At 41.6% G+C, this 12007-nt stretch carries 9 protein-coding genes; 2 read left to right on the forward strand and 7 right to left on the reverse strand.

The genetic code is table 11. The annotated features are described in order from the left end of the window. Window positions 1–2: 2 nt before the first annotated feature. Genes B9A18_RS09635 through B9A18_RS09645 form a run of 3 tightly spaced genes read right to left on the reverse strand, consistent with a single transcriptional unit; the run spans window position 3 to window position 3560 of the window. Complete coding sequence (locus B9A18_RS09635; protein WP_084289059.1) at window positions 3–1163, reverse strand: Gfo/Idh/MocA family protein; 1161 nt, start codon at window positions 1161–1163, stop codon at window positions 3–5. After that, window positions 1163–2866: a GMC oxidoreductase gene (locus tag B9A18_RS09640; RefSeq protein ID WP_084289060.1), complete on the reverse strand. Its 1704-nt coding sequence runs from the start codon at window positions 2864–2866 to the stop codon at window positions 1163–1165. Before B9A18_RS09640 ends, B9A18_RS09635 begins: the two co-directional genes overlap by 1 nt. Before the next feature lie 22 nt (window positions 2867–2888). Further along, on the reverse strand, window positions 2889–3560 hold the full coding sequence (locus tag B9A18_RS09645) for a gluconate 2-dehydrogenase subunit 3 family protein (RefSeq protein WP_084289061.1): 672 nt from the start codon (window positions 3558–3560) through the stop codon (window positions 2889–2891). Window positions 3561–3830: 270 nt separating this feature from the next. Between B9A18_RS09645 and B9A18_RS09650 the strand changes: the two genes are divergently transcribed. After that, window positions 3831–4775: an NAD-dependent epimerase/dehydratase family protein gene (locus B9A18_RS09650; RefSeq protein ID WP_084289062.1), complete on the forward strand. Its 945-nt coding sequence runs from the start codon at window positions 3831–3833 to the stop codon at window positions 4773–4775. Between the two features lie 38 nt (window positions 4776–4813). Further along, a complete protein-coding gene (locus B9A18_RS09655) occupies window positions 4814–5539 on the forward strand; it encodes a YebC/PmpR family DNA-binding transcriptional regulator (RefSeq protein WP_084289063.1) in 726 nt (241 codons plus the stop codon). Between the two features lie 123 nt (window positions 5540–5662). Here the strand turns inward: B9A18_RS09655 and B9A18_RS09660 are convergent, their stop codons facing one another. The 4 genes from B9A18_RS09660 to B9A18_RS09675 form a co-directional block, all read right to left on the reverse strand. Continuing rightward, on the reverse strand, window positions 5663–6448 hold the full coding sequence (locus B9A18_RS09660) for a carboxylesterase family protein (protein WP_084289064.1): 786 nt from the start codon (window positions 6446–6448) through the stop codon (window positions 5663–5665). A gap of 305 nt (window positions 6449–6753) precedes the next feature. After that, complete coding sequence (gene bglX, locus B9A18_RS09665; RefSeq protein ID WP_084289065.1) at window positions 6754–9054, reverse strand: beta-glucosidase BglX; 2301 nt, start codon at window positions 9052–9054, stop codon at window positions 6754–6756. A 32-nt stretch (window positions 9055–9086) separates the two neighbouring features. Next, on the reverse strand, window positions 9087–10454 hold the full coding sequence (locus tag B9A18_RS09670; RefSeq protein ID WP_235005280.1) for a glucoamylase family protein: 1368 nt from the start codon (window positions 10452–10454) through the stop codon (window positions 9087–9089). Between the two features lie 60 nt (window positions 10455–10514). Continuing rightward, window positions 10515–12002, reverse strand: coding sequence for a RagB/SusD family nutrient uptake outer membrane protein (locus B9A18_RS09675; protein ID WP_084289066.1), 1488 nt, complete (start codon window positions 12000–12002; stop codon window positions 10515–10517). Between the last annotated feature and the right edge of the window lie 5 nt (window positions 12003–12007).

Genomic DNA, 12007 nt, shown 5'->3' on the forward strand with positions numbered 1-12007 from the left:
TATTATATTTTAAAATCAAACCATTTCTGATCTGATTGGCTCGAAGCCACTGCGTTTTCAATAAAAGCCATTCCTCTTACGCCATCTTCAACGTTCGGAAAGTCTAACATCGCCTCTGTTGGCGTACCTCCTTGCAACTTCGTTCTTAAAGTCAGTACAAAGTTTCTGTAAATGTTAGCGAACGCCTCCAGGTAACCTTCCGGATGGCCTCCCGGTACGCGGGTATTGTGTTTGGCGATGTCTGATAAATATGGCTGTCCGGCACGGTACACCTGTGCAGGTTCGTTCAACCATTTAACGATCAGTGTATTTGGTTCCATCTGATGCCATTCCAGACCACCTTTTTCACCATATACTCTGATTTTTAATGCGTTTTCTTCACCGGCAGCAATTTGAGAGGCTACTAAAACCCCATTTGCACCGTTGTCAAATTTAAGGAGCATATTTCCATCATCATCCAAACCCCTTCCTGGAACAACAATGTTCAGGTCGGCACAAAGTTTAGTAATCTTTAATCCGGAAATGTATTCTGCCAGTTGTGCAGCATGCGTACCGATATCACCCATTGCGCCACTTTTTCCGCTTTTTGTGGGGTCCGTGCGCCAGGCAGCGCCGGCATTGCCTTCACGCTCGGTAAGTGTGCTCAGCCATCCCTGAGGATATTCAACCATGATCTTTCTGATGGCACCAAGTTCGCCTGCAGCAACCATATGTCTGGCTTGCTTTACCATCGGATAACCGGAATAAGTATGCGTTAAGCATAGTGTTAATCCTGTTTCCTTAACTTTTTGTTGTAATTGCTTAGCTTCATCAAGTGATAGGGTGATCGGTTTTTCAATAACCACATTAAAACCATGATCTAATGCCATCATTGCCGGAGCGAAATGCGCAAAGTTAGGCGTAACAATAGTTACAAAATCTATGCGTTTATCTGCAGGTAATTTGCTTTCCTGCACAATCATTTCTTCATAATTTAAGTATGTCCTGTCTTCAGGAAGGAACAGCATTGTTCCTGATTCCTTAGCTGTTTCCGGATTTATACTCAATGCACCACAGCAGAATTCAACCTGCCCGTCAATATTTGCAGCAATACGATGAACGGCTCCGATAAAAGCATCTTTACCACCGCCGATCATCCCCATTCTAATCTTTCTATTTTCCATTAAAGGTTTCCTTTTTTTAATTCGCTAACTGCAAAATCACATGCTCTGGCAGTTAAAGCCATATAAGTTAATGACGGATTCTGACATGCAGCAGAGCCCATGCAAGATCCATCGGTTACAAAAACATTTTTCACTTCGTGCATCTGGTTCCATTTATTCAGAACAGATGTTTTTGGGTCGTGACCCATTCGGGCAGTTCCCATTTCATGAATAGCCATACCTGGAGCAGAACCGTTATCAAAGGTTTTAACATCCTTGGCTCCTGAAGCTTCCAGCATTTCGGCAGCATCATTCATCATGTCAATACGCATTTTACGCTCATTATCTTTAAACTCGCAATCAATAGCCAATACAGGTTGTCCCCATTTGTCTTTCTTGCTTTTATCGATAAATACTTTGTTTTCAAAATAAGGGAGTGATTCTCCAAATCCGCCTAAGCCCATTGTCCAGGCGCCCGGAACAGTCATCTGATCCTTAAAATCTCCACCAAAGGCCAATTCTGCAACATCAGCATGCCAGTTACCTCTGCTTCCGCCGCCCTGGTATCCGAAGCCCCTTAGATAGTCGCGCTTATCGTTGCCCATATTCCTGTATCTGGGAATATAAATACCGTTTGCTCTTTTTCCGTAGGTGTATTTATCCTCAAAACCTTCTATTCTGCCATTTGCACCTGCACGGAAATGGTGATCCATCAAATTGTGTCCAAGCTGCCCACTTCCATTACCTAACCCATCAGGGAATTCATCAGAAGTAGAATTTAATAAAATGAAGGTTGTACCCAGCGTTGATCCGTTTACGAATACAATCTTTGCAAAGTATTCGGTAGTTTCCATTGTTTCAGAATCAATAACCACTACACCTTTTGCTTTTTGGGTCTCTTTATCATATATGATAGAGTTTACCAAGGAGAAGGGACGTAAGGTTAAGTTACCTGTAGCTACGGCTGCGGGAAGGGTAGAAGACTGAGTACTGAAATATGCTCCAAAAGGACAACCCCTGCTACATAAGTTGCGGTATTGACATTTACCTCTGCCGCCGTGCTCAACGGTTAAGTTGGCGGTACGGCCAATGGTCATAATCCTTGATTTATTCCATTTAGCTTCAATACGTTTCTTAACTTCTTTCTCTACGCAATTCATTTCCATTGGAGGAAGGAACTGACCATCCGGGCATGCCGGCCAATTTTCAGCCTGTCCGCTAATACCTGCAAATTTCTCTACATAATCGTACCAGGGGGCAATATCTTTATATCTGATAGGCCAGTCTACACCATGCCCATCTTTAAGGTTGTCTTCGAAGTTCAGGTCACTGAAGCGGTAGCTTTGTCTGCCCCACATTAACGATTTACCGCCAACATGAAAGCCACGGTACCAATCGAAACGTTTAACTTCAGTATAAGGGCAATCCTCGTCGTTAACCCAAAAGCTCTCATTAAATTCACTATAAGGATAATCCCTTTTCTGTACCGGATGGGTTGCTTTTTGTGCTTCGGTTAGTTTACCTCTATGTTCAAACTCCCATGGCTTTTTCATGGCCGTGGTATAGTCTTTTATATGTTCAACGTTCCTGCCTCTTTCCAGCAGTAAAACTTTCAAACCCTTTTCTGTTAATTCTTTTGCTGCCCAACCGCCGCTAATTCCTGATCCTACAACAATTGCATCATAAGTGTTTTGTGCAGTTGCTTTAACATTTAAATTGCTCATTATTTAATATTATATAAAGGGTTTATGACCAAACTTTCTGACCGGGTTTTAAATCTACACAGCCATCGTAGCGGCCCGGAATTTCAACAAATGAATAAGCCTGAGTGGCGCCAACTTCTGAAGTAAAATAACCGAGTAGGGTAAGATCTCTGATGATAGAGAAGAACCGTGGTTCCATTTTCGGTTTATCCTTAGGGAGTATCGAAATTGTGCCGGTGTTCTCGGTTTGAGATTTTGCTTTTTCAGGATCTGTTTTTTGTTTGTCCAGCTCTTCAAGCTTTTCTTTCTCTACTTTGGTTGCGGCAACGGTTGCATCTCTAAGTTTTCCTAGTAACTCCTGACGTTGTGGTACAGTTAGCTCAATGAAAGTTTTTTTATATCCATCCTGGGCTTGTTGTTCCAAATCCTCAAGTCCTTTTACAAAGGCTTTTTGCGCTTCCTCGGGATAGCAATCTTTCAGCATCATCGCAATGAATGGTCCAACGCCTGCTGCCTTAGCTCCCGGAGAACTGGTTGTCGGGATAATAATGTCCGCAACTTCAGTGATCAACTTTTGTTGATCTTCGGTAAATAAACTGCCTGTTGATTTGGTGGATGTTGAATTGCAACTTTCCAGAAATACGCCGATTGTAGTTGCCGATAATGCACCGCCCATTAAAAAGGCAACACTTCTCACTGCTTCTCTTCTGTTCATATTCGGTTTTTAAGGTTGTTTTCGTGTGTTTTAACTACGCTTTGTTTTGTAATATTAAGCAAAAAAAAATAGTTAGTGTCATAAATACACTGTAAAGTAAATATATAATGTTTTTGTTACTAAAGCAATTTTATCACTTATCCGTATGTATCCGATCAAAAATAAAATGGCTAAAAGCTTCAAATAAGGGGCTGTAAATTTTGGTTGCTATGAACATTTTTGAATAGGTTTGTTCATTTATTTATCTTTGCCAAAATCCATAAATTATTTATGAGTGAAAAAATATTAGTATTAGGTTCTAATGGCCAGATTGGCACAGAACTGGTTACCGCTTTACGTAAAAGTTACGGTGAAAATAATGTAGTTGCCTGCGATATCCGCAGACCTGATTATGACATTAAGGAATCGGGACCTTTTGAGTTTGTTAATGTACTTGAAAAGGATACTCTGAACACCATCTTTGCAAAATACAAACCGACACAAGTATATTTACTTGCAGCGTTGTTATCCGCTACAGGCGAACAAAACCCTAAACTGGCATGGGATTTAAACATGAATGGTTTATTGAATATTTTAGACCTGGCCATTAGCTACAAAACAGCTAAGGTTTACTGGCCAAGTTCTATTGCGGTATTCGGACCAAACTCCCCTAAGGACAATACGCCTCAGTATTGCGTAATGGATCCGAATACGGTTTATGGAATAAGTAAACTTGCCGGCGAACGCTGGTGTGAATATTACTTCCAGAAGTATGGTTTGGATGTACGTAGTATCCGTTATCCGGGATTGATCAGCTGGAAGGCTGCTCCAGGAGGTGGAACTACTGATTATGCCATTCACATTTTCCATGATGCCCTTTTGAAGGGAAGCTATGCGTCCTTCTTAAATGCTTCAACGGAATTGCCGATGATGTATATGGATGATGCCATCAGAGGTACAATCGAATTGATGGATGCTGAAGCCAGTAAAATCTCTATTCGTTCAAGTTATAATTTTACAGGTGTGAGCTTTACTCCAGAGATTCTTGCTGCTGAAATCAGAAAACATATTCCAGAATTTAAGCTAACTTACACCGAAAATGATCCACGTCAGCATATTGCTAACAGCTGGCCGCGTTCTATCGACGATAGTTATGCAATGAAAGACTGGGGTTGGAAGCCTGAGTTCAACTTGTCTAAATTGACGGAGGATATGTTAAAGAACTTAAAGAAATAAACTCGGGTTGACGACCGACAAAAAAATAAAAGAATAAAATGGGAAGAGCATTTGAATTTAGAAAAGAAAGAAAATTTAAGCGTTGGGCCAAAATGGCCGTGCAGTTTACCAGGATAGGTAAAGAGATTGTTATGGCTGTTAAGGACGGAGGTCCGAGTCCTGACACGAATTCGCGTTTACGTACTGCTATTCAGAATGCTAAGGCAGTAAACATGCCTAAGGATAGGGTGGATGCTGCTATTAAGCGTGCTTCAAATAAAGATGAGAATGGTTACGAAGAGTACGTATACGAAGGTTATGGTCAACATGGGGTAGCTGTACTGATCGAAACTGCTACTGATAATACCAACCGTACCGTAGCTAACGTACGTAGTTATTTCAACAAAACCGGTGGTACTTTGGGTAAAACAGGTTCTTTGGATTTCATCTTTAACCGTAAATCTATCTTTAGATTTTTACCGGGAGAAAGAGATTTGGAAGAGTTGGAGTTTGAATTGATCGATGCTGGTCTTGAAGAATTATACCTGGAGGCTGATGAAGAAGGAAATGATATCGCTGTAGTTCAAACTGCATTTGAGGACTTCGGAAAGATGCAAAAAGCATTGGAAGATCTGGGTGTTGAAATGAAGAGCGCAAAATTGGAGCGTATTGCTTTATCAACAACTGCAGTTACAGAAGAGCAGGCTGCTGATGTATTTAAACTAATTGATAAATTGGAAGAGGACGATGACGTTCAGGCTGTTTATCACAACATGGCAGAGTAAGTAGCTCAGCTATTTATAATTATAAAATAAAACAACATGAGTTGGGTTCTGCGGAGGTAGATCCCAACTCTTGTCATTTCTGCCTGTTACTGTCCAGGTAAAAGGGATACTTTAGATGGTAAATTATTTATGATGAGAAAATAACCAGGGCAGTAATTGAGGTTCTGCAAAGGCAGCGTCCCAGCTGTTGTGGTTTGCATTGGGGTATAAGGTGAGCTTAACAGGTTTATCTAACACCTTTAGCTGATCCGCAATATTTGTAGAACAAACAACCGGAACTATATCGTCTTTTTCTCCATGGAAGAGCCAGAGCGGTACGTTCTTATACTTCTGTACATTTGCTACATTGTCTCCTCCACAAATGGAAAAAGCGGCAGCAAATACTTTTGGTTTACGTCTTAGCAATTCAAGCGTGCCCATTCCGCCCATCGATAACCCCGCAGCATATACACGATTATGATCTGTATAGGGCTTCGCCAGAAAAAAGTCTATCAAGCGCAGCAGTGCAGCCATGGCCTTACTGGGATCACCTTTTTCCTGAAATACGAACACCCTTTTGCCATTCGCATCGGGCTTAATGTTAACATTTGACCAGTAACTGTCTGATCCACATTGTGGAAACACAACAATTGCAGGGAATTTTTTTCTTATATCTTCCTGTAGGAATAGCTTACCACCATGTGTCAGTTGTTTTACGTTGTCGCCGCCTCTTTCACCAGCTCCATGGAGGAAAAATAGTATCGGGTATTTTTTTGCAGCATCAAAATTTTCGGGAAACAGAACTCTATAGGAAATGGTATCCTTATTGTTCATAAAATTACCACTGTCATACTTTGTGAGATCTTGCGCTGTACTGTTCAAACCAAAAAGCATTAAGAGTATGGTGTATGTTAAAATGAGCCTGTTCATACTACTAAAATAATCAATAAAATCTGTTGTTGTAAGGGTGTTTTTTATATGGTAAATCTTTGTTAGGGAAGCGGCCGGTTTGGTGCTGATTACCGTTCGAGTTAAGCTATATCTAAACAGGGTGTAAACAGGGTCTAAACAGGGTGCAAACAGGGTCAGCGATATAGTTTGCACCGAGTAATCACATGACTTAGATCGAGTGTTAATTGGAGATGTCTGGAACACTAACCGAAACGTTACAAAGCCCTTATCGGACAGCGTAAAAAAAGCGTTAAATGAGCGCGCTAATTTGTGCTAAAAATGTATTATTTGCTCAAAGAAAAACCGGCTTCCACCACATCTCTAGAGTTTCCTCCGATGTAGATTTTGAAGTCACCCGGTTCAGCAACAAACTTTAAGTCTGTATTGTAGAACTTCAAATCTTCTTCAGTGATTTTAAAGTTTACTGTTTTGCTTTCACCTGGCTTCAGACTGATTTTTTCAAAACCTTTTAACTCTTTCACCGGACGAGTAGAGCTACCTACAAGGTCGCGGATATACAATTGTACCACTTCTTTACCTTCAAATGCACCAGTGTTTTTTACTTCGATGCTGGCAGTAATAGATTCGCCTGGTTTAAAACTGTTTTTACTTAATTTTAAATTACTATAGGCAAAAGTAGTATAGCTTAAGCCATAACCAAATGGGTACAACGGGGCATTGCTTACATCAAGATAGTTGGAGCGGAATTTACTGAACCATTTACCTTCTTCCAATGGTCTTCCAGTATTTTTGTGCGCATAGTACAAGGGAACCTGACCTACATTTTGAGGGAAGGTAGTCGTTAATTTACCCGATGGGTTCACTGCGCCAAATAGTACATCTGGAATAGCATTTGCCGTTTCAGTACCACCGAACCAAACGTTTAAAATTGCCGGTACATTTTCATTTTCCCAGTTCAAGGCTAATGGACGGCCGGTAAATAATACCAATACGACAGGTTTACCTGTTTTAAGCAAGGCTTGTAATAAACGTTTTTGTACTGCAGGGATCTCGATATCCGTTCTGCTTGACGCTTCACCGCTCATTTCAGAGCTTTCACCTAATGCCGCAACTACAACATCTGATTGTGATGCAAGTTTTACTGCCTCATTAATGATTTCTTGCTCTGGTCGGTTATCACGAGGAATGGTGCGACCAAACATGGTAGCTCTTTCCTGGTATTGTGCATCAGCAAGCAGGTTAGCACCCAGACTGTGCAGGATCTTAACATCAGTTCCTGCTGCAGCCTGCATTCCTTGTAATAGGGATTTAGTATTAGCCAGGTCACTGTTTACGCTCCATGTTCCAGGCATGTTGGAACCGGTATTAGCTAAAGGACCTATTAAAGCGATAGTACCTGATTTTTTTAATGGCAGGATTTGACGATCATTTTTTAAAAGTACAAACGATTCAGTAGCAGCTTTGCGTGCATAGACGAGGTGCTCTGGTTTCAGAATCTCAGTTTTTGCACGCTCTTCGTTGCAATAACGGAAAGGATCTTCAAATAAGCCAAGTTTATATTTAGCTTCTAAAATAAGATGGCATGCATCATCAATACGTTGCTGTTTTACTTTGCCTTCTTTTACAGATTTCTTAAGTGTAGTTAAAAAGCCTTCACCAACCATATCCATATCTACACCTGCATTTAAAGATAGGGCAGAAACAGTTTGCAGATCTCCCAAGCCATGGTCGATCAATTCATTTACAGCAGTATAATCGGTAACAACCATGCCTTTAAAGCCCCATTGCTTACGCAACAGGTCAGTCATCAGCCATTTGTTTGCCGTTGCCGGAACACCATTAATATCGTTAAAAGAAGTCATCACACTACCTGCACCTGCGTCTAATGCAGCTTTATAGGGTGGAAGATATTCATTGTACATACGATCCAGACTCATGTCAGTCGTATTGTAATCGCGTCCTGCTTCTGAGGCACCATATAATGCGAAATGTTTTACACAGGCCATCATGGTGTTGTACTTGGTAAGATCATCGCCCTGGTAGCCTCTAACCATTGCTGCGGCTATTTTTGAACCCAGATAGGTGTCTTCTCCGGAACCTTCAGAGATACGACCCCAGCGTGCGTCTCTTGAGATATCCACCATTGGAGAAAAAGTCCAGTTTATCCCATCTGCTGTAGCTTCGATAGCTGCAATACGGGCTGTTTTTTGTATCAATTCCATATCCCATGTAGCGGATAGTGCCAGTGGAATAGGGAAGGTGGTTTTGTAACCATGGATAACATCCTGACCAAAAATAATAGGTATTTTTAGTCGGGTTTGCGTAACTGCAATTTCCTGTGCCTTGCGGATACGGGCAGGCGTAGTTAAACTAAATATCCCTCCAACTTGTCCGGCTTTAATTTTTTGTTCTACACCTGTACTTACTACTGATCCTGTGGTTGCTTCACCACCAGTAAGTAAATTGAGCTGTCCTATCTTTTCATCTAATGTCATTTTCGACATCAGCTTGTTGATAAAGGTGTTCATTTTTTGAACAACTGGTGGAACTGCTTTTTTCTGTTGCGCCAAACCAGTATTAAAGACTAGGAGCAGGGATAGGGAAAGTAAAAATAAGGATTTCATTATGTGTGTTTATTTCTTGTGTGTCGTTTTGATCAGGGGGTTAGAGCGGGACTATTGAACCCCAGTTTATGTAAGCCTTTTTGTATTTCCGGACTGCTCATAAACAATTTCCACAGCAGTCCACTACGATGGTTTTCTATCATCACAATAATGGGTCCCTGATCTATTGCCAGGTGTGATTTTGCATACCAATTGTGGTGTTCGCTAAAGGCATCTACAAAACCATATTCACTCCAGATTTTGTGTCCCAGATCTTCATAAAAATACCTTAGCGCTTGCATAGAATATTCAGGAGTGTAAGGAAAGGAAGATAAAGCAGCAGTGGGGGTAACCACTCCCTGGTCTTCGTTTGGTGAATGTGCTGCATAACCCTGCCAGCTATCACTGGCGGTTAATCCCCAACAATTCGTTCCATAACCTTTGTAGTTTTTAGGATTTGCCAGACAGTAAGCTCTGTTTACCAGGGTGTGATTTTTATTTTGCTCCCAGTAATCGGCATATCGGTCTTTAAGTCCTCTTGGATCTAATCCTAAAAAGGAATAATGGGAGAAAAATAATGGGCCACCATTATCAAAGCCAAGTGGTAATTTGTGGCCATAAAATTCCTTACCATTCAAAAAGAAATTGCTTTGCGCCCAACCTCTGTGATAAACTGCCGCTGGTACTGAATATCTTGTTGCCGAGGCTGCCAGCACATAAGTAATCAGGCATTCATTGTACCCTCTTAATGGGAAATTCATAGCCCAGCCATTGTTTGGACTCCAGTGCCAGTACAATACTTCTTCTCCACCTTTAGTAAACCAATCCCATTCTATTTCGTCCCATAGCCAGGTTATGCGATTCCTCAACTCATTCTCTACCTGGTTATTGGCATTAAAATATTGCTTGGCGGTTAGTAAGCCTTGAAATAGAAAGGATGTTTCTACAAGATCAGCACCATCATCTTTACGGCCAAATGGAATAGTTTTACCTGTTGCGCCGTTAAGCCAGTGTGGAAATACACCATGATAGGCATCAGCCTTAGCTAAAAACTTAACCATTTTTAAGAGGTTGGCAGATGCACTGTCACGACTGATCCAATTACGTTCTGTGGCTACTATCGTTGCCATAATTCCAAAGCCGGTCCCTCCGGTAGTTACTACCTCATCTCCATAACCAAAGGCTGCATTACTACGCTCCCGGGCCATGCCACTTACGGGGTGACCGAAGTCCCAGAAGTATCTGAAGGTCTGTTTTTGCACCAGGTCTAATAGCTGGTCGTCACTCAGGTTTTTCTGGATCTTTAATTGTACAGGAATATTTTTTGTTTTGTTTTTTTGTGCTTCTGCAGATAGGGGGATTACTGTTGAGCAGGCCATTAGTGCCAAAAAAAGCATTGTAAGAAGTCTGTTTTTTGCCATAATCATTATTGCTAAAAAAGGCTGCTGACCAAATATCAGCAGCCTCTTAATTCTTGTTTTTTAGTATCCCGGGTTTTGAACAAGTACTCCTCCACTCAGGTCAATTTCAGTTTGGGGAATTGGCCAGACCTCGTTTCGGCCTGCTTTCCATTCTTTAGAACCAAAAACTTCTGTTCCGCGGCCCTGACGAATAACATCAAAATAACGGTCGAACTCCATTGCAAATTCAACGCGTCTCTCTCTGTAGATTGCTTTTCTCAGTTCGGCCTGATCGGTAGTGGTAACCTTAGGAAGAATAGTCGCATTCCCTTGACGAGCTCTATTTCTTACCTCTTCCAGAGAAGAGATCGCCTTTGTGGGATTATTCAGCTCGTTAGCGGCTTCAGCATTCATCAGCAGTACATCCGAGTAACGAAGCATACGTACGTTTTGCTGTGCGCCTTCGTTAAAATTAGGGACAAACAGTGAAAAAGGAACATATGACTTCTGGTTGTACATAGGATTGTCTCCGGTTGCCGGAATTAAATCGCCGGAAGGAGTGGTTTCACCTCTGAAAATGATCGTTGCATCTCTTCTGGGATCTCCGGTCTCATACGCTGCGGCAAGGTTAGCTGAAGGGACATTAAAGCCCCATCCACCACCTGTGATTCCACGTACACCTTGTACCTGAGAATATTGAGAATTAGATGCATCCTTGTTATTGGGCAATAATGCGCACTGGATCTCAAATATCGATTCGATACTATTTTCATTCTCTATTCTGAATACCTTTTCGTAGTTGGGAAGCAGTCCATAACCCATGCCCATTACCGTATTGGTGTAAGCCAATACGTCGCTCCATTTTTTCTGGTACATGGCAACTTTAGCGTGCAAGGTTAAAGCTGCACCTTTTGTTGCACGGCCAATATCTGCGGCACTATAAGTTGGAGGTAATACGGCAGCGGCCTCTGTCAGGTCTTTTTCAATCTGTGCATAAACTTCGGTAACTGATGCCCTTGGTAGATTAAAATCTGTATTTGCGTCTTTAGGAACATGTAAACGCAACGGAACTCCTCCAAAGGCACGTACTAGTCTGAAATATGAAAAGGCACGTACAAATTTGGCCTCTGCCAAATACCTGGCCTTCAGGTTTTCATCCATAGCTATTCCTGGAACATTATCCAGAACCTGGTTGGTGTAATTGATGTTACGGTATTGGCCATTCCAGAAGCCGCCAATGTTTCCCTGATCAGGGTCGATGGTAAACTGGTCAAATTGCAAGAAGAAACTGGCATCAGATGCAGTACTTCCTTTATCTGCATCATCAGAGCCCATGCTTTCAATGGCAATAGCAGGAAATGCTGTGTTTTCCCATGAACGAAGGTTACCATAAATGGCATTCACACCTGCTGTCGCATCATCGGCAGTTTTCCAGAATACTGTACTTTGCTGTTTCCCTTGTTCAGGTACATCCAAAAAGCTTTTTGTACAGGAAGCAACGGTACCTATGCTAAGGGCTAAACTGATGCCCAAAGCTGCTTTTTTATATAGATTGTTATATTGTTTCATGATGT

Source organism: Pedobacter nyackensis (assembly GCF_900176505.1).
GTDB lineage: Bacteria > Bacteroidota > Bacteroidia > Sphingobacteriales > Sphingobacteriaceae > Pedobacter > Pedobacter nyackensis.

Bases quoted from the DNA above. Each gene is read 5' to 3' on its own strand.
- bglX (WP_084289065.1), bottom strand. From the start codon at position 9,054: ATGAAATCCTTATTTTTACTTTCCCTATCCCTGCTCCTAGTCTTTAAT.
- B9A18_RS09645 (WP_084289061.1), bottom strand. From the start codon at position 3,560: ATGAACAGAAGAGAAGCAGTGAGAAGTGTTGCCTTTTTAATGGGCGGT.
- B9A18_RS09635 (WP_084289059.1), bottom strand. From the start codon at position 1,163: ATGGAAAATAGAAAGATTAGAATGGGGATGATCGGCGGTGGTAAAGAT.
- B9A18_RS09660 (WP_084289064.1), bottom strand. From the start codon at position 6,448: ATGAACAGGCTCATTTTAACATACACCATACTCTTAATGCTTTTTGGT.
- B9A18_RS09655 (WP_084289063.1), top strand. From the start codon at position 4,814: ATGGGAAGAGCATTTGAATTTAGAAAAGAAAGAAAATTTAAGCGTTGG.
- B9A18_RS09640 (WP_084289060.1), bottom strand. From the start codon at position 2,866: ATGAGCAATTTAAATGTTAAAGCAACTGCACAAAACACTTATGATGCA.
- B9A18_RS09675 (WP_084289066.1), bottom strand. From the start codon at position 12,002: ATGAAACAATATAACAATCTATATAAAAAAGCAGCTTTGGGCATCAGT.
- B9A18_RS09670 (WP_235005280.1), bottom strand. From the start codon at position 10,454: ATGGCAAAAAACAGACTTCTTACAATGCTTTTTTTGGCACTAATGGCC.
- B9A18_RS09650 (WP_084289062.1), top strand. From the start codon at position 3,831: ATGAGTGAAAAAATATTAGTATTAGGTTCTAATGGCCAGATTGGCACA.